General features: G+C 39.4%; 16 protein-coding genes and 1 other RNA gene. All 17 read right to left on the bottom strand.

The genetic code is table 11. The features are described from left to right. Positions 1-75 precede the first annotated feature (75 nt). The 17 genes from QMG11_RS09650 to coaE all read right to left on the bottom strand — a co-directional run bounded on the left by QMG11_RS09650 (position 76) and on the right by coaE (position 19,271). Positions 76-465, bottom strand: a complete 390-nt coding sequence (locus tag QMG11_RS09650; RefSeq protein WP_281835555.1) for a hypothetical protein — start codon at positions 463-465, stop codon at positions 76-78. Positions 466-649: 184 nt separating this feature from the next. After that, the gene (locus tag QMG11_RS09645) at positions 650-823 is read right to left on the bottom strand and encodes a hypothetical protein (RefSeq protein WP_281835553.1); all 174 of its coding nucleotides are present in this window, start codon (positions 821-823) and stop codon (positions 650-652) included. A gap of 14 nt (positions 824-837) precedes the next feature. After that, on the bottom strand, positions 838-996 hold the full coding sequence (locus QMG11_RS09640) for a hypothetical protein (protein WP_281835551.1): 159 nt from the start codon (positions 994-996) through the stop codon (positions 838-840). 218 nt (positions 997-1,214) lie between these two features. Further along, complete coding sequence (locus tag QMG11_RS09635) at positions 1,215-2,888, bottom strand: hypothetical protein (protein ID WP_281835550.1); 1,674 nt, start codon at positions 2,886-2,888, stop codon at positions 1,215-1,217. Continuing rightward, positions 2,888-3,892 (bottom strand): dsDNA nuclease domain-containing protein, encoded by a 1,005-nt coding sequence (locus QMG11_RS09630; protein WP_281835548.1) that lies wholly within the window; start codon positions 3,890-3,892, stop codon positions 2,888-2,890. Before QMG11_RS09630 ends, QMG11_RS09635 begins: the two co-directional genes overlap by 1 nt. A 258-nt stretch (positions 3,893-4,150) precedes the next feature. Beyond that, positions 4,151-5,302 carry a protein kinase family protein gene (locus QMG11_RS09625; RefSeq protein WP_281835546.1) on the bottom strand — a complete coding sequence of 384 codons (1,152 nt, stop codon included), beginning with the start codon at positions 5,300-5,302 and terminating at the stop codon, positions 4,151-4,153. A gap of 113 nt (positions 5,303-5,415) precedes the next feature. Next, positions 5,416-5,763: a transfer-messenger RNA gene (gene ssrA, locus QMG11_RS09620) on the bottom strand. Between the two features lie 563 nt (positions 5,764-6,326). Beyond that, a complete protein-coding gene (galE, locus tag QMG11_RS09615) occupies positions 6,327-7,316 on the bottom strand; it encodes a UDP-glucose 4-epimerase GalE (protein ID WP_281835545.1) in 990 nt (329 codons plus the stop codon). 416 nt (positions 7,317-7,732) lie between these two features. Beyond that, positions 7,733-9,007 (bottom strand): ArsB/NhaD family transporter, encoded by a 1,275-nt coding sequence (locus QMG11_RS09610; RefSeq protein ID WP_281835543.1) that lies wholly within the window; start codon positions 9,005-9,007, stop codon positions 7,733-7,735. Between the two features lie 13 nt (positions 9,008-9,020). Next, positions 9,021-9,947, bottom strand: a complete 927-nt coding sequence (locus QMG11_RS09605; RefSeq protein WP_281835540.1) for a PTS sugar transporter subunit IIA — start codon at positions 9,945-9,947, stop codon at positions 9,021-9,023. Between the two features lie 833 nt (positions 9,948-10,780). Further along, on the bottom strand, positions 10,781-13,300 hold the full coding sequence (gene fakA, locus QMG11_RS09600) for a DegV family EDD domain-containing protein (protein ID WP_281835539.1): 2,520 nt from the start codon (positions 13,298-13,300) through the stop codon (positions 10,781-10,783). Between the two features lie 17 nt (positions 13,301-13,317). Further along, the gene (locus tag QMG11_RS09595) at positions 13,318-13,839 is read right to left on the bottom strand and encodes a KdsC family phosphatase (protein ID WP_281835533.1); all 522 of its coding nucleotides are present in this window, start codon (positions 13,837-13,839) and stop codon (positions 13,318-13,320) included. A gap of 15 nt (positions 13,840-13,854) precedes the next feature. Next, a complete protein-coding gene (locus tag QMG11_RS09590) occupies positions 13,855-14,403 on the bottom strand; it encodes a helix-turn-helix domain-containing protein (protein WP_281835531.1) in 549 nt (182 codons plus the stop codon). Beyond that, complete coding sequence (locus tag QMG11_RS09585) at positions 14,403-15,611, bottom strand: competence/damage-inducible protein A (protein ID WP_281835530.1); 1,209 nt, start codon at positions 15,609-15,611, stop codon at positions 14,403-14,405. Before QMG11_RS09585 ends, QMG11_RS09590 begins: the two co-directional genes overlap by 1 nt. A 9-nt stretch (positions 15,612-15,620) precedes the next feature. Next, the gene (locus QMG11_RS09580; protein WP_281835528.1) at positions 15,621-16,118 is read right to left on the bottom strand and encodes a phosphatidylglycerophosphatase A family protein; all 498 of its coding nucleotides are present in this window, start codon (positions 16,116-16,118) and stop codon (positions 15,621-15,623) included. A gap of 10 nt (positions 16,119-16,128) precedes the next feature. Next, on the bottom strand, positions 16,129-18,312 hold the full coding sequence (locus tag QMG11_RS09575; protein ID WP_444980837.1) for a peptidase U32 family protein: 2,184 nt from the start codon (positions 18,310-18,312) through the stop codon (positions 16,129-16,131). Positions 18,313-18,641: 329 nt separating this feature from the next. Continuing rightward, a complete protein-coding gene (gene coaE / locus QMG11_RS09570) occupies positions 18,642-19,271 on the bottom strand; it encodes a dephospho-CoA kinase (protein WP_281835524.1) in 630 nt (209 codons plus the stop codon). Positions 19,272-19,487 lie beyond the last annotated feature (216 nt).

Genomic DNA, 19,487 nt, shown 5'->3' with positions numbered 1-19,487 from the left:
GTAATTTCCTATGTGCTTTCTATTTTTATATTTTACTAGAAACTCATGCATTTACTTTTTTCTTAATTCTTGCTATTAAAAAAAATTTTCAGGCCAAAGGTGATCTGGTAGATGTTTTCTAATTATTGCTGCTTCTCTACTAAAACCTCTTTTCTCTACCTCTCTTAAGAAGTAAGGCCATGGTGGAATATTACTTTTATATGCATTTACTGATGAAGTCGACATTCCTCCCCCCGGACCGGTAGATAATCCTCCATATGGTCCCGTAGATAATCCGCCATACGGACCAGTGGATAACCCGCCATATGGTCCTGTAGACAATCCGCCATACGGACCAGTAGATAGCCCGCCGTATGGTCCCGTAGACATCCCACCATACGGACCGGTGGATAATCCACCATATGGCCCCGTGGACATCCCGCCATATGGACCGGTGGACATCCCGCCTCTCGGGCCAGTGGACATTCCTCCTCCTGGACCTGTACTTAGATTTCTAGGCCAGGTTTTCATTTGTGGAATATCTGGTTTTCCCATAATTGCCCCCTTTTTTTTAATTATTTATAGACTATGCATTTCTAACGTTTAAGTGCACTTCGGCTTCAACTTCTTTAAAACCTATATGCACCTTATCAGGTAAAATGCCTATAATCTATTTCTCTTTTCTAACCCCTTTAAATGGTGTCCCATCACTTTTACTATCCATAAATTTACCTGTTTCACTATCTCTTTTAATCCACTTATCTGTCTTAGGGTTGTATACCTGGCTTCTTTTTTTTACTGCTCCTTTCCTTGCATTATCTCCTACAGGTGCATTTTTAGCCATAAAAACCTCCTTCTTTACTTACATCCATTCTTGTCACAAGTAACTTTTGAACCAGATCCTACTTTTATCCAATGAGATGAATTTTTTCTAGGATCACACCCACATCCTGTTTTACCATCAGCTCTTAATACATGTACTTCATTTGTTGGAGTATGCTTTATTTTTCCGGACATTTTATCACCCCCTTATTTTTTCTTTTGTAAACATACGTATACCATAATATTTAATTACTCTCTCTTGTAACTTTTGTCAATAACTCCTAATTAACATCATCTCTAGACTGGTCATTCTTAAACAGTTATTGAAGAAAATATAAAGTTTCAACTAAAGTTAACTGGAAAAAATTAGAGTATAGAAAAAGCACATAGGAAATCAATCCTATGTGCTTTTTCTATCTTATTATATGAGAGTATTTACTGTATACTTCATCATAATCCTCATTTAAAAGTTCTCTTTCTTCTTCTAAATTAATTAGATTATAGTTAAAATCTTTTATGGCCTCTAAAGTTTGACTATTATCAGATATATATACAAAAGATTGATGCTTGTCTTTTAACGAATCAAAGATAAATTTAGATGTTTTCTCTATTTCGTTCTCATTAGAATCTTCTTTTAAATAAGTATCAATAAACATAGGTAAAATAGCAGAACTTGCTCTTTTAACAAATATTTCATAAATTGTTAAATATTGAGCTATAAATGCCTGAGCTTTAGAAGTCCCTGATAATGAAATTTTTGCTGATTCTAAGTTACTATCATACCTGGTATTAAATTCAAACATGATTCCTAATTTATCAAAAGAATTTTGCATTAAAGAGATATATTCTTCCGATACATTATTTTTATCAAGTTTTTTTAAGTTTTCCATTACTATTTCTAGTTCTTCTTCGGTTTTCTCTAAATCTTTTTCTAATTCTAAAATTTCATTAGATAGCTCTAAGTTTATATTTGTAAAGGCAAAACTTTCTGCTCTTTCTTTAAGTTGAATCTTTTGAGAATCAGAGTTTAGCTTTTCCTTCATTGAAACATCTTTAAATCTTATTTCCTTCATTTTAGCCATTTCTTTAGATATTTCTTCTTCAACTTTTCTAATTTCTAAAGCTATTACCTCTTTTTCTTTTATTAAATTTTGCTCTGTTAAGTATAACTTATAATTTTCATCCATATCTAAATGTATCTTCTGATTACAGTTAGGACACTCTTCACTATGTTTAGAACCTAAAATATTAACTATTGAACTTTCTATTTTTTTCTTCATCCCTAGTAAAGAATTCTTCTTAAATATTTTTTCATTCAGCTCTTTTTTTAGTTCGTGCTCTACATCTATTATACTTTGATGTAGTGCTAAATAATGCAAGTATTGTTCCTTAAATTCTTCCCAATCAATACTTTCAATTATCTTTACTTTTTCTTCATTCTTTCTTCTTATTTTTTCTTTACTGGTAATTAAAGCCTCTAATTGTAACCTCTCATTCTTTAATTTTTTTCTTTTTACATCAAGCTCATAAAATTCATTTGAGTGTATCCCTGTGAAATATTCTAAAATAACTTTTTTATATTTTTCTATGAAGTTGATACCTTCAAACGTTGATTTTAAATAATCTTGCCAACTGCTATCTTGATCTATATAAAATGGTAAAAATATATGGTTAGGGTAAAGTTTGGTAATATTTTTATACTTGTCTAAAACTAAGCATTTTATATTCAAAATTTCATTTAAATATTCTTTAAAATCCTTAGTGTCATAAAAATAATTCTCTTCTTTTTTGTTTTTTATTACCCTAAAGAAATTTTTACCTTTTCCTGATTTCAATTTTTTTCTAATTAATATAAAACTATCGGAACCAATTTTAAAATCAAGAATATAAATATTATTAGATAACTTTTTTTTAAAATCAAAATTCTTAACATCACATCCTAAAGTATACATTATTGAACGTGATAATGTCGTTTTTCCTGTATCTTTTTTCCCAACAATCAAGTTTATTTTCTCTTTAAACTCACAGGTTAATGCTTTCATTTCTTCAGGCGAAAGTATCACAAATTTATTTATAATAAAATCCATTAAATTGCCTCCTTTCCTATAACAATTAATAATAAAGCTTTTATTTCATCTTCATCCTTTAATGAAAACATATCTTCAAATTCTTCTTCGTATCTTATTTGATCAAAAAAGCAATCTAAAGTTTTAATCTTATTTCCTTTAAAAAATTTAACTAGCTTTAAATATAGGTCGTTTTCCTCGGATCCTTTTATCTCCACTAAATTTCTTAATATATTAAAGTGCTTCTTTATCCATATATTTTTTTGATCCATATCATTCAAATAAAAAATAACATTTTCATACTCCAAGTTATCTTCTTTATGAGAGTATTTAACTATCTTGTTTTTTATTTTTTCTGTAGAAAGTGTTTCTTTATATTTTCTAATCCTGACTATCTCAGAACATAAAGTGTCGTATAATGCTTTACAATTAACTTTACATTCACCTTCTAGCTTAGTAATTATATCTACAATTGATGATCTTGTAACTTCTTCATGATGTGGTTTGGGAATTATCTTTAAAGCTTCCATCTTATCCCATTCAAAGCTATCATTATTAGATTTTTTTAAAATCCCCTCTTTTACAGAGTTATCAAATTCATCAAAATTTATTTTTTTAACATCATATTCTTTACTTTTTAATTTTAAGCTAGGTCCAAATTGACAATTACTACAAATGATTAAAGTAGTCGTTATTTTTTCTTTCTCTAACTTTTTTCTCACTTTTAAATAGTTATTATACATTTTATCTATTATTGATGGTTTATCTTTTTTCTTTGTTAATAAAAATCCTGGGGTTAAGTTTTTACTTAAACTTTTAGCTTGATATAATGAAACTTCATCAGTATCAACAATTATAAAATCTTCTAATTTTTCATAAATTAACTCTGCTTTTTTATTTAATTCTATTTTTTTAAACATTAGATAAATTGCTGTAGACTGTTGAAATTCAAAACCATTCAATGCATGGTCGCCGCCTTTTTCAGAATCTTCAATTTCAAAGATACTTTGAATTAAATCTAGCATACCCCCTCCTTTGCTTAAATATAAAAATAAGAGGCCAAGCCTCTTAATTTTTATTATCTATTTCTTACAACTTCAGCTCTAGCAGTAATATATTTTATATTGAAAGTAATAAAATTCATTCTTTTTTCAAAGCTATTACCCTTCATTCGCTGACATTCTAACTTTTTTTTTAATCTTATGTCAAGGAATAAAACTTAAATGTTCAAATTATATTAACTATTATTTAAAGTTTTATATTAAGTTAAATAAAGATTAGTTTTAAACGCATAATTCTTTTTTTACTTTCAAATATTCAGCTTTTAATTCTTCTAAATTTTGAAATCTTTTTTCATAATCACTTACCCCTTTAATTAAGAAGTCTTTCAATGGTCCTTCTTCTAAGGTATGAAAAGGATATTTTCCTGAAAGTATTATCACTATCAATTGAGTTAATGCATATGTTTCATGTTTTTCATCATAGTTTTGAAAGCCTGTCACATTTAGCTTTGGATCGTTTAAAGAGCCTCTAACCTTTGAACCTTTAGAAGTTAATTGACTATCTTTAGGCTTCACTAATCCAAAATCTGATACTTTCACTACCTTCATACCATTATAATCTCTTAATAAAACATTTTTAGGACTTATATCTCTGTGTAAATACCCATTATCTCTTAAATGTTGAAAAGCTCTTAATATTTGTCCTACTAAGTTTAGTCTATCTTTTAAAGGTAGAGAATCTCCTGCTTCCTGTAAGTAATCCCACAGGGGAATATCCATCAATTCCATTATATAACTTTTTTCTTCATCATTATAGCTATAAACTTCTACAACATAAGGAGATTTTATTTCTTTCATTACCTCAAACTCTCTTTTAAATCTTTCGAGCTCTTTTGAAGTTAAATCAGCATTAGCTTTCTTAACCACAAATTCTTTATTATAGTACTCATCATAATACTTAAATACCTTTGCATAAGACCCCGAATCAATAAATTCTAACTCGATTTTCTTATTATGTACCACCACTTTATTTTCTTTTGACTCAAAAATAGGAACTACTTCATCTATGTCTATATTTTCAAACCCCTCTGGAATATGTGTGCCCGATCTTCCTAATAAACTATTTAATTGATTTTTTATGGAAGCATACTTAGGAGAAAGCTTTACTACGGTTCTTAGCTGGTTAGTGAATCTATGCAGTTCCCTTAACATAGCGCTAGTTCTTCTTGACCTCTCTGCATGATAATACCCATAATTTACTCCATTGTTAAAATCTCTTAATTCTTCATTAAACCAAGAATGATAGGAACTTAAAAGTAATATTAAATCTTCAGAATCGCTATAATCTTGCTCATATAAAAATGTGTAGTCCTCATTAAGTAGTGAGTTTTCTTCTAGTCTTCTTTTTTCAAGTTCTAAATATTTATCTAACATCCCTTACTTCCTCCTATTTCTAAAAAAAAGACAACTCCCTAAGGAATTGCCTTTATTTCATTTATATTTCTTTCTATGTTTCAAAACTACAATACTTGCAGTCGTGGATTTCATGGTGGAAGTGACGGGAATCGAACCCGTGTCCAGAACTACCAGCGCCATAAGCTTCTACAAGCTTAGTCTACAATTTAATCTCACACTATCTACTCCCATAGACAAGATTAGATAATGCCAGTCTCTTAAATGTCCCTCGTACATCGAGACAGTGCACAAGGTAAGCCGTAAATAAGTTATACTCCTTAAGGATTCCTAAACGGCCTCGGAAACCTGGAGCAAGCTACTTAATTAAGCAGCTAATGCGTAATTATCGTTTCCATCTAAATAGATGAATGACCTCTCACAGCGATCAACCTGACCTGCTACCTATAACCTGATAACCCTGTCGAAACCTTAGCACTCCCACATATTCTTTTTTCTCCTTATATTATAGCATATTCACCGACATTTGCCAATGTCATTGACCTCCCTAAATATAATTCGTTTTATTCATCCTTTCTATAAGCCTTTTTTGTGCTTTTCTCTTATACCCCAAGGGCATCTCTTCCCTATGGTCAGGGCAAAGAAAGGTTCCCAAAGTTCAAATTGTCTTCATTTGCTAATCCATAGTTTCCGTTGCTTTTCAAGGCTCCGAACGGGCCCAAGATAGTTAAACACAACAAAGATACTTCCTACAGTGAAGTTCAGCGACTGCCTCTGGCCAGCTATCTTCTTCTAAACTTTTAGGTTTTCTTTAATAAAAATTATAAAAAAGAGCCCGTAGACTTGCACTACAGACTCTTTAATTTAAATGCTTTTCTCGACCATTTGAAAATATCGTAAACGAAGTATGCAGATAAAATTTAGAAAAATACTCGTCTGTCTGAGCAAAGCGAGTTACGATTTTTTCTAATTTTATCCATTACGGAGTAGATATTTTCAATTAGGTCTTGATTTTTGGTTACTTTGCATCAAGGCAAAGTAACTACTAATCCTCGTAGCCGTGTGGATTATTCACATGCCACTTCCATGCACTAGCGATGATCTCATCCAATGTATTGAACTTTGGCTGCCATCCCAGCTCAGCCATAGCCTTCTCCGAGCTTGCTATTAGTCTTGCAGGATCTCCTGCTCTTCTTGGAGCCAGCTCAGCCTTTATCTCGTGGTTAGTCACTCTTCTGGCTGTTTCTATTACCTCCTTAACAGAGAACCCCTCTCCGTTACCCAGGTTATAGGTTGCCGAGGCATTCTCCCTGTTCAGCTTCTTGAGAGCCAGAATGTGGGCATCCACAAGATCCATCACGTGGATATAGTCTCTGATACATGTTCCGTCCTCTGTATCGTAGTCATCTCCGTAGATAAATATCTTCTCCCTCTTGTTTAGTGCCACCTGAAGGATTATAGGGATCAGGTGTGTCTCAGGATCATGGGCTTCTCCTATCATTCCGCTTTCATGGGCTCCCGCCACATTGAAGTATCTCAGCACCACGTGTTTGATTCCGTAGGCTGTATCTGCCCACTTAAGCATCTTCTCCACAGCAAGCTTTGTCTCACCGTAGGCATTTGTAGGTTCAGTCCTGTCCGTCTCCCTGATAGGTACACTTTCAGGCTCCCCGTAGGTAGCTGCTGTTGAGGAAAATACTATCTTATCCACACTGTTTTCCCTCATTGCCTCTAACAGACACATAGTACCATATACATTGTTCTCATAGTATTTCAGCGGGATCTCCATACTCTCTCCAACTAGTGAATCAGCTGCAAAGTGGATTACTCCCTCTATCTTATTTTCTCTGAATACCCTCTGAAGAAACTCCCTGTCTCTGAGATCTCCCAGACATATCTTAGCTCCCTCCCAGATTGCATCTATGTGCCCCTTCTGAAGGTTATCCACAACAACTACTTCCTCTCCTCTTCTTATAAGCTCTGCCACTGCATGGCTTCCTATATATCCTGCACCGCCGCATACTAATATCGCCATCTCTTCCCCCTCGCTATCGTTCTTTTTTAAATACTAACAGGATTCCTCCCCATTATCAAGGGAGAAATCCTGTTTTAGGCTAATCTTTATTCTATTACTTAACTTTCTATACCTCTGACTAATTTAAAACTAAGAAACTATTCTTTCTGAGCGACCGAAGATAGTCGTTGTGCTCCACAGAACAATCTTACGACCTTCCGTCCCACAATCTAGGTTCAATCTTGAGCCCATAAAAGGAAGGGAAACCTTGTGAATACCTCTAAAGACAATTATCGTAGGTCTTGATTTTTCGGACACATTTGTATCAAGACAAAGGTGTCGAAATTATTTTAAACTCTTAGTTACATTCACTATGAACAAAATAAAGAATTAGCCTTAGATTATCTTTTGATACTTTTATATTTACATAAAAAGTATTAAAGATATCTGAGCCAGATGTAGGCACTAGCAAGAACCAGACTCTGGATAGTTACTATAAGACCGAATTTCAGGAAGTCCACAAAGCTTATCTTACATCCTGCCTTGGTTGCAGCTCCTACAGCCACTACATTTGTTGCAGATGCAAGGATAGTTGCATTTCCTCCCAGGCAAGATCCAAGAGAAAGGGCCCACCAGAAAGCCTGAGTATTGAGTCCCTCAAAGGCAGGACTCATTACATGGATGATCTTGGATACAGTAGCTGCATTGGCTACGTTTCCAATAATCGAGGTAAAGAGGGCTGATACCCAGGTTACCACCATAACAGCAAGATTAAAGTTTCCTGCAGTAATATCTATAAGCTTATTACCGATTATGTCGATAAAGTGTACTTCCTCTACTCCCTTTACCATCATAAACAGTCCCACAAAGAAGAAGAGGGTATCCCACTCTACATGCTTAAAGATCTCCTCTGGCTTTTTCTTGGCTATTATACAAAGGTAGATGGCACCACTTAGGGATATTACCATAAGTCCCTTGTGGATGAAGTTGTTCATAAGGAACCCAACTATGATAAGGATGAAGATAGATCCCGACTGCTTTAGAAGGGTCATATTCTTAAGAGATCTGGATGCATCTAGTTCCATGATCCTTGCCTTGAGGTCTCTGGATACCTCCAGCTTCTTCCCGTAGAGAAGGTAAACTGTCACTATAAGGCATATTAGAGCCACTATAGACAGGGGAGCTGTATTAAAGAGGAAATCATTGAATCCCAGATCTCCCTCATTTCCTATGATCAGCTGGGTAGGATCTCCAATAAGGGTTGCTGACCCACCAATATTAGCAGCCATTATCTCCGTCATAATAAATGGGAAGGGATTCAGCTTCAGCTGGTTGGCCAGTAGTATGGATATAGGGGCCATAAGTAAGATTGTAGTTACATTGTCCAGGAAAGCTGAGCACACTGCAGTTACTATAGACAGGAGTACAATAAGGGCAAAGGGCTCTCCCCTTACCAGCTGAGCCACCTTTACTGCAAACCACTGGAATACCCCCGTTTCAGATATGAGGTGTACCACGATCATCATTCCCACAAGCAGGAAGATTATCTCCAGTCTGTCTGCAATGGCTTCCAATGCGTGCTCCTCATGGATGATTCCAGCGAGGGCCATGGCTAGTCCCCCTGCCATAGTTGCAAGAGCCCCTGGAACCTTCTCCGTTATAATCAGATAAAAAACAAATACAAAAATAAATAATGATAATAATAGTTGCATACTTACCTCCCGTCTATATGTGCAGAACTTTCTTGATTATATCGCTTCTCTGGATCATTCCATAGTATCTTCCATCTTCCACTACATATATTCTGGTCTTACCCTTATTTACCATTGAGAAGCATATCTCCATAATGGAAGCCTTCCTGTCCACTAGAAGTACTCCCTCTCTTCTGTAAAGCTCCTCTATAGTTGCTGTTTTCTCATTTTTCAGGTACTCCTCAAAGGGCTCTCCCACAGTAAGGAAACTGATATCCTGCATTACCGATATATACTTAGGCAGTCCGAACTCGATAAGCTCCTTTTCAGTTATCTCTCCCAGGAACCTTCCGTTTATATCCAGCACCGGCAGTCCAGTCCTCTCCTCTATAATCAGCCTCTTAGCTACCTCTTCTAAAGTATCGCTAGGATGTACCGGCATAAGGTCTGGGCTCAGTACGTCCTCTGCAGTTATCTTTCCGTCTATCTCTATCTCGGCATCCTTTACAAGGTTAAAGATATCCTGGGCATTATCCGATCTCTTTATCTTCTCTATTATCTTAGGGTTCTTGGCGGCTATCTTCATAAATCCTGCCATCATCTTCAGCATCCTCTTGTTCTTCAGGACCTCGGACACTATTACGATAAAGAGCTCCACATCATCCTCAGCCTTAAGGGCTGCCACCTGGGTTCTTATTGGTTTTTTCAACACTCCCAGGGCTATAACAAAGTCCTCAAATCCCTCTACTCTGGCATGGGGAATAGCTATTCCTCCTCCCATGGCTGTAGAGATCTCCTCCTCCCTGTCTAGCACACACTTCCTTATCTTCTCCTCCATAGCTGCCACCTTTTTATCGTGAAGAGCTATTCCGCTGATAAGCTTCTCTATAGCCTCCTCCTTTGTAGCAGCCTCTAGATTAGTAAAGATCAGCTTAGGATCTAAATAACTAGATAATTTCATAAACTTCCTCCTATATAAAAAATTTAATACACATAATTAAGGGACTCTCCGGCCCTTCCTATAAATCACAAGGAAAATTCTAACACAAAATAAAGTTTAGTAACACTTCTAATTTTCTATAATAATTATAGGTCTTTAACTATATAATACACTTATTTTTTCCCTATAACCACTCAATCTCAGGTTTTTTTATATTTTTTTGACTTTATCTATATAGTATCACCTGAAGAAAACCTTCAGGGATGACAATTGCCATAATAGTTATTTTTCTTTAGCACTTTTTTTAAGTGGGTTCATAATTATCATATCCCACAATTTAATTATTCTTCATTTTACTATGCAACCTCAGGCTCTATAAAAGATAAGTTCTTTTCTTGTCTTGATAGCCCTGTAAAGAGTATCACTAGATTCCTAAAGTTTACTCTATAAACTAAGAACTCTTCGAAAGAAGGTACCACAATAATTAAACTTTTGAATTAAAGTGACTGTCTGGAGGCAGTCGTCAGACTTTGCATCAATATTCTACTTCATTGCGTTTAACTCCTTTAGGCTCTGTAGAGAGCCAAGGAGAGCAATGGAAAACTCATTTTACTCACAAAGACAATTGCCGAAAGACTTGATTTTTGGGATACCTTTGTATCAAGACAAAGGTATCGAATTTCTTTGGATACTTTCTTGCATCATGGTAAGAAAGTACCTCACTCTCTTCAGAGAGTAAAATTCTTTTTCTTATTTACTTCCAAAACCTTTTCTACCTTCAAATAACAAAGAAAAGGTCCGATCTCCCAACAAATGGGAGGTCGAACCTTTAAACTCTATTTTATTAAAATACCCTATCTTATCTTAGGGAAGATAGCCATACCATATACTGGTCCCGAGTGGGATCCGATGATACCACCGATCTCAGATCTTCCTCTGTACTCTACCTTTCTCAGCTTATCTCCAGCTGTCTTCAGCTTATCTGCCTTATCTAGCTCCTGCTGAGTTCCACCCCATCCTGTGTACAGGATTATAGAGTTGTTTCTGGCCTCATCCTTTATTAGCTTCTCCATATATCTCATGGCACCAGCTTCACCGATGGCCTTCTTCTCAGTACAAACCTCTCCCCCTTCTACCTTAAGGACAGGCTTTATCTGGAACATACCTCCGATTACCGAGGAAGCCTTTCCGATCCTTCCACCCTTTTCCAGGAATAGAAGATCCCTTACTGTAAAGTAAAGCTTCATCTTACCCTGTACCTCTTCCAGCCACTGAAGTACACTTTCAAAGGATTCTCCGCTCTTTACCATTCTTGCAGCCTCTGTAGCCATGTGTCCAAGAGCAAAGGTTACCGTCTTAGAGTCAACGATTGCTATATCCTTTTCCCTTCCAGTCATTCCTCTGGCTACCTTAGCTGCCTGCTGAGTACCACTCAGCTTGCTGGAAAGGTGGATAGATATAATCTTCTTATACCCCTTAGCCAGAAGCTTGTCGTAGAGAGCTTTAAACTCCGCCGGAGACGGCTGAGATGTCTTTGGTATTACTCCTCCCTTTAGAAGGGTCTTCCAGAAATCTCCCTTGGAGAGGTCCACTCCGTCTCTATAGTACCTGTCTCCCTCCAGCTTGATCTTCAGAGGAATTATCTCTATATTCAGATCTCCCATAAGCTCCTTGTTCAGGTCTGAAGTAGAATCCGTTACAATAGCCACCTCTGGAAGGTTTGGGTCTCTGTTTTCTATATAGATGTAGTATGGGTAGTTTTCCTGCATTGCATCAAACTCCCTGTATCTTGCTCCCAGCTTAGGGTCCAGAACCTTGTTAGCTTCTGCTGTAGCTCCCCTTCCCTTTACTGCAAAGATATTCAGAGCATCTGTTGTAACAAGCTCTGCATACACCGTCTTAATAAGAGCAGGCATCGTACCCTCTCTGTACTTGATCTTACCGTTTACCATGGCGATGTAGTCACCATTGGCAATTACAAGGTCTCCCACCTTGGTATCTCTTACAGCCTGAGTTATCTCTATTGAGAAGTTTCTCTTTAGGTGGCTTGTAAGGGAGGTCATACCCTCCTTCTTGTTCTTCACCACGTAGTGTCCCTCAAGCATGGAAGTGGTCTCAAGTACTGCAATCTCCTTGTCGGACCTTTCAGCTGCTATCTTAGCTGCTGAAATAATGTTCTTGTTGTTTGGCAGCAGTACTATCTCCCTTGAGTTGATCTTGGAGATAGCCTCCTCTATATCTGCCACACTTGGGTTCTGTGTCTGTCCCCCGATAAGTACTGCAGTAGCTCCGTCCTCTATAAAAAGTTCCGCCAGCTTGTGGTTGTCAACTATTGCAAGGAAGGCAACTGGTACGCTATTTTCATTCCTTACGATTATATTTCTACCAGACTTCTCCATCTCTCTGGTAATCTCAGATGGCATAAGACCGCTGTGCTGTATCTCCATATTCTCTATCTTTATGTGGTTCAGGTTCCCCAGCTTCCCGGCTATCTCAAGGACAAGCCCTGGATTGTTTGTATGGATGTGGGTCTTAGTCTTCTTAGGTGTCTGTGCACATACCAGCGAGTCTCCGTAACCTATTACCTGGCTCTTATAGTCCTCCAGGTCAAAGTTTCCTGCCTCGATTATAAACTCTGTACAGTACTTAAACTCGATCTCCTCGTGCTCGTGGGTCACTGTGTGCTCCAGCTTCTCCCTTCTGTGCGCCTGGGACTGAACTATTCTTTCAAGATCCTTAAGCATTTCTGGGTCGGTAACAGATTTTTCAAATCCTTCAAGGATGTAGAATATTCCCTTACCTCCTGCATCTACCACTCCAGCTTCCTTCAGCTTAGCAAGCATGTTCGGAGTCTCCTCCACAGCTTCAGCAGCTACATTCTTAAGGAATGCCAGGAACAGGATAAAGTCATCCTGAGGCCCGTCATACTTCTGAGCTTCCTCTGCTACCCTTCTGATTACAGTCAGCATCGTTCCCTCTACTGGTTCAGTTACTGCCTTATATGCCTTCTCTTTGGCATTGATGAATCCCTGTACTACATCGGCTACACTTACCTCCTCCTTACCAGAAAGGGCAGACAGGAATCCCTGGATTATCTGGGAAAGGATAGTTCCCGAGTTTCCTCTGGCTCCCAGCAGTATGGATTCAGATACCAGGTCACAAAGCTCCTCCATATTGGGTTCATGGTTAAGCTTTACCAGATCATTTTCCACTGCCTGAAGAGTCATAGACATATTTGTTCCCGTATCACCATCTGGTACCGGGTATACATTCAAGTCATTCAGTACGTCTGCATACTTAGACAGCCACCTGCTGGCAGCGATAAGCAGCTTAGTCAATCTTGTTACATTCAAGACCTTTACTTCTATCTTCATCTTTTCCTCCGTTTGTACTACCTTTTATTTCTATATTCCTCCAGTACCTTCTCCCAGCTTCCCTGGCTTCTCATGATAAACTCCACAAACTCTCTCACTGCTCCCTCTCCTCCGTTCCTGGTAGACTTAAAGTGAGCAAGGGATACTATGTCTGGACAGGCATCGTAGGGTACCCCGTTAAACCCTGCCTTTAGCATCGCCGGGATATCGTTTATATCATCTCCCATATAAGCTACCTGGTCGTATCCCAGCTCATATTTCAGGAGTATCTTATCCAGTACCTCTATCTTGTTGGAAATCTTCTGGTGGATCTCAGTTATCCCCAGTTCAGCAGCTCTCTTCTCCACTATCTTGGATTCCTTACCAGTTATTATGGCAAAGAGGAGACCCTGCTTTCCTCCCTGGGCTATGGACATTCCGTCCTTTACATTAAAGGCTTTGCTCTCAATGCCGTTGTTATCTATATACAGCTTTCCGTCGGTAAGGGTTCCGTCTACATCCAGCACTACCATCCTTACCTTTTTAGCTCTCTCTATCATTACTGTGTCCTCCCATTAGAATGTTGGCGGAGTTACCACCCATACAGCTCTTGCAAGCTTGTCACCATTGTTCTTAAATCTGTGCTTCTGAGTGGACTTAAAGTATAGGCTGTCCCCCTCCTCTAGAGTGTGAACAACATCATTTATATGTACATCTAGAGTCCCCTCTAGGATGAATATAAACTCCTCACCTGGGTGAGTGTAGTAGTCTCTACCGCTCTCTCCACCTGGAGCTATCTCATACAGGATTGGTTCCATGTTCTTTTCAATATTGGAAGATGTAAGAAGTGAGATCTTTGTATTGGAGTCGATGCTCTCTATTGCATGTCTCTCATTTTTTCTCATTACGTCGGTATTTTTCTTTACCTCATCGTCCTCTATCAGGTAGCTTACCCTTACATCCAGGCAGTTAGCTATCTTCTTTAGATTTTCAATTGATGGTGACGCCTTCCCCTGCTCGATCTGGGATAAAAAACTTGCAGACAGATCCACCTTTGATGCCAGGTCTCTCAGCGACAGACCCTTTTCATTTCTGTTTTTTTTGATTCTTTCCCCTAAAGACATTAAATGTTCCCCCTCGTATCTAAAATTTTCAATAATTTAAATAAAGCATTCATAACAGTCAGCTTTCTTACTCTCTCTCTGCTCCCTTTAAAGTTATACCTCTTTATATAAACTTCATCTCTTACTTTAATTCCTATATATACAGTTCCCACGGGCTTCTCCAAACTTCCGCCCCCGGGTCCTGCTATTCCTGTTGTTGCTATTCCTACATCTGTGGTGAGTCCCGCCAGCATCTCCCTTGCAGTCTCCTCACTTACAGCTCCGTACCTATCCAGAGTCGCCTGAGATACTCCCAGCCTCTCTACCTTGGCTTCATTGCTGTAGCACACGATTCCCTCGGTGAGTACCTGAGATACTCCGGGAACATCTATAAGCTTGGCTGCAACAGCACCGCCGGTACACGACTCTGCCAGGGAGATGGTGTAATCCTTCCGGATAAGCTCCTCAGTAACACGGGTTTCCAGTCTCTCATGGCCTTCGCCGAAGATATTTTTTCCAATCCTTCTGTATATCTCCTGGGCTGCCCCCTCTATCTTGTGGGCCATCCCATTTCTGCTCTGAAGTCTTACTATTATACCATAATCCTTCACCAAAAATTCATAGTGAATATCTTCCTCTACAAAAATATCCTTCAGGGTATCGTCTAGGTGGGATTCAGGTATTCCCCATACAAGGAGATCCCTTATGACCATCTCGTCGTCGATCCCTTCCTCCTTTACATAATACTCTAAAAACTTGGGAAACATATTATAGAGCTCCCTGGGAACTCCCGGAAAGGCAGCTATGCCGTCTATATAGATCGCCGGTGCCATCCCCACATCATTTTTAAAGGAAACTGCCCCTACAGGCTTCTCCACTTCCTTCTTGTTGTTGGGCAGGAGCTTTATCCCTCTCTCCTCAAACTTCCTCTCAAGTTCCCTGTACTCCTCGGGATCCACAACCAGGTCCAGCCCCAGGTATCCAGCTACAGCTTCCTTGGTGAGGTCGTCCATAGTAGGCCCCAGACCTCCGCTCAGGATAACGAGCTTGGTCCTCTTTTTGGCAAACTCTATGGCTTCCCTTATCTCCTCTATATTGTCCCTCACAGTACTCTTATATACTATCTCCAGACCGTATTTATTCAGCTCCTCTGCCATGTAGACACTGTTGGTATCCACAGTCATTCCGTTGAGGAGCTCAGTTCCCACAAGTATTATGCTCGCTTCCATAGCTTCCTCCTAGAATAATATAGTCCACAGACATACAAGGACAAAGTTTCCGATTATTCCTGCCAGGAAGTCATCCAGTACCACTCCCACACCATTTTTAAAGTGCTGAGATTTATCTATAGGTCCCAGCTTGGTTATATCAAAGAATCTGAAGATGATAAATCCAAGGATTATCGCCACTATAGTTTCCTTTGATCCCACGGGATTTATAAGGAAGAGCGTTGTGAGGAATCCAAGAACCTCATCGATTACAACATTCTGAGGGTCCTTCTTCTTATAGATCTCCCTCTCACAGATATCACACACATATACAGATACAGCAAACAGTGTAATCAGAAACATAAAGTAAAATGAGTTATATACCATATTGTTTGGAAATAACCCCTTTATCATGGTAAGACCTATAAAGATAGGTATTCCCCCTAAAGTTCCAAATGTTCCCGGTGCCTTTGGCAGGTCTCCCAGACCAAAGCAAGTAGCCAAGTTCTTAACAAGTTTTTTATTCATAGCTCCCCCTCTAGTATGCTCCCCTCTCATAGTTGTAGGGATTATATACTCCACTTTTATCCTTCAAACTCTCTATTACTGCTCTTATCTCCTCTGGACTCTCATCTGTGAACTCAAGGATCACTTCATCCAAGCCTGCGTCCTCAAGGTCATCCATCCTAGGTATTAGGTTCATAGGTTTATCCAGGGTTACCTCTGTGTTCCCCATCTCATTTCCCCTGATAACAAAGGTATCCCCCTGCTCATTCTGGATGGTCTCTGCCTTACCTTTGCCAGCCAAAGGTACTTCAATATACATTCCCAGAAGTTTTCCATATATTACAGCTGCTTTTCTCAGCCCCTGAACCTCTCCCATATTTCTCATGGTATCGTAGTTTATCTCTGGAGAGAGGACCACTGTGTCCACTCCCTCTATCTTAGATGCCTCTCTGAGGGCATAGGTATTTGTAATATTCAGGTTCCAGTTAAGGACCGTTCCTCTCTCCTTCTTCCCTCTTGCAAGGGCATGGTAGAGGGTTGTTGCCAGCTCCTCGGTAGTGTTTACCTCCCCTAGCCTAGCCTCTCTGGCCACGTGCATCTGCCTCAGGTACACCTTATCTATTCCCAGGGTTCTTATAACTTCTCTCTGCTTCTCGTTAGCAGCTACAGCACTTATCTCTACCTTCCCCTTATCCAGAAAATCCAGCTCCATCTTTTTCACGGTGCCTGAAACCTTTCTCAGATAGCTTGCCAGAAGCTTTTCAGTTAGGGCTGCTAGAGCCTCCCTTCTCAGGCTCTTAAGGATACTCACTGGAAGGAAGGTCTTTCCGTCTGTTTCCACCTCTATACTCTTAAATCTGAAGGTTGTATCTCCAGTCTCTCCCAGCTTGTTCTGGATCTCCTCCACTGAAAGGACCCTCTTGCTTGCTTCCTCCAGAGGTTTTTCAGTGAGGGCCACAGCCTCTACCCTCTCTCCCCTGTTGTTTATAGCCCATACAGTTATCCTACCCTGGGTTCCTACAGCAGCTTCAAACCTTCCCTCTATATCCATCTGCCTCTTAGCCAGCTTTATAGAGTTATCTGCACTGTCCATGGCTTCCTTGGAGTAGCTTCTGTATACATACTTACTCCCCTTGGGTACCTTCTCCTTGGAAAGTTTTATCTTTTCTCCAGCTCTGGCTGACTTCCTCTTCTCTCTCAGACCGTCCACCACTATTTTGCTGAGGTATTCTCCCCCCAGTTTGTAGTAGTCCTTGGAGATATAGGACAGTCCGTCTCCCAGTACTACATCCTCAGCCAGCACCAGGTATCCGTTCTTTATCTCCCCCAGGTATCTTCCGAAATCCGAGGAGTATCTATCATTCATTATCTTTTTATCCACTCCATAGAAGTACCCCTTGGAATACCCTCTGTTAAAGAGCTCTTTACTCTTAGCCTCTGCAAACTCTCCTCCGATGAGGGTCTTATAGTAGTTTACAGTTTCATATACATATTCCGGAGATTTCATCCTTCCCTCTATCTTGATGGATTCTATCCCTATCCTAGCAAGAGCTTCCACCTCGTTTTGTCCCATCATCTGGTCCTTGGGACTGAGATTGTAGGCCACCTGTTCCTTCCCGTCCTTGTAGATCTTTCTACATGGCTGGGCACACAGACCCCTGTTTCCGCTTCTTCCTCCGATAAAGCTGCTCAGGTAGCAGTTACCAGAGTAGGAGATACACAGGGCTCCCGATACAAATATCTCAAGCTCTATGTCGGTCTTTTTTCTTATCTTCTCTATCTCTTCAAAGGAAAGCTCCCTTGCCAGTACCACCCTTGAGAATCCTATCTCCTTTAGGTAGTTGGCTTCCACGTGGTTGGCCACAGTCATCTGTGTACTCCCGTGAAGGTCTATTCCTGGAAAGTTACTCCTTAAGAAGCTAAAAAGACCCAAATCCTGTACTATGATTGCGTCTAATCCATTTTCATAAAGTTTTTTTACATTTTCATAGAGTGCCTCTATCTCCACATCCCTCATCACAGTATTCAGTGTAAGAAAGATCCTTACTCCCCTCTCATGGGCGTAGTTGAGAGCCTCTATATACTCTGTAAGACTAAAGTTTTCGGCGTTCCTTCTGGCACCAAAACCCTTTAAGCCCATATATATCTCATGAGCTCCTCCCTTTACAGCTGCATGGAATCTCTCCATATTACCTGCTGGAGCCACTATTTTCATCATATCTTCTCCTTTAAACTTCAGAGTTTCTAAATAAATTCTACTCTCAATTATAACATAGTGGTTTTGATTTTGCAAAACACTTGAACACTCTCACTTCACTCTTTTCAAACCCTAAATGATGGAAACCTTACCCATCCTCCAGGTTGAAATTACACTCTAAACCCCTGAAGGTTCTTAGGGGGAGAAGCCCCTGCTATTCCAATACTGAGCTATCTCACTTCTCTCCTCCTGGCTCCTTCTTCTCCTCTTCTCTGTCCTTCCGCTCCCGGCGGTATCTGTCCATGAGGCCTCAGGAGCAGCCCCTGCCCTTCTGGGTACTTCTCTCCTTACTCTCTGCCAGCCTCTCTACTATCCTCTCCAGCAACCTTCCTAACCTCTTCATAGATCTCTACCACCCTCTCCTCCAGCTCCTCAAGACTCCCCTGGTTTCTTATGATGTAGTTGGCTCTTCTCTCCCTCTCCTCTACACTCATCTGGTTATCTATTATATTCTCCGCCGTCTCTCTACTGCTACCGTCCCTGGCTGCTATCCTCTCTACTTGGGTCCTTCTGTCCACACTTACCACTACCACCCTGTCGCAGAGATACTCCAGTCCCGCCTCAAAGAGGAGGGGGATATCAAAAATTATAACTTCATCTGGAAGGTTTGCCCTTCTCTTCTCCTCAAATACCTCTATAACCCTGGGATGGATCACCTCATTTATACTTCTCACGCTCTCCCTGTCCCTGAAGACCACTTCTCTGAGCTTTCCTCTGTCTAGGCTTTTCCTGCCCTCTTTTCCTTCCTCCAGGATCTCTGATCCAAAGAGCTCCACCAGTTTATCTACTACTTCCTCCTTCTGGCTGACCTCCCTTGCTATCCTGTCAGCATCCACTACCTCTATACCAAGCTTTCTAAAGATCTCTGACACGGTACTCTTTCCGCTGGCTATTCCTCCGGTAAGTCCAAGTATCATACTCTCCTCCTAAAATAAGATTTATATTATATAGGAAATTATAACATATTTGGTTCGTTACTTCTGCCTTGATGCAGAAGTAACCAAGAAATCAAGACCTGTTAAAAATATCTATTCCATAATCAAAGAAGTCTGAAAGAGTCGAAACTCGCTTCACTCAGACAGCCGACACTTTCTAAACTTCTTTTTCATATTCCACTTACGATATTTTTAAAT

The sequence above is a fragment of the Propionigenium maris DSM 9537 genome (assembly GCF_027925155.1).
Lineage (GTDB): Bacteria > Fusobacteriota > Fusobacteriia > Fusobacteriales > Fusobacteriaceae > Propionigenium > Propionigenium maris.
Note: the sequence above shows the minus strand (reverse complement) of the source record. Positions and strands in the feature narration are given on the sequence as shown.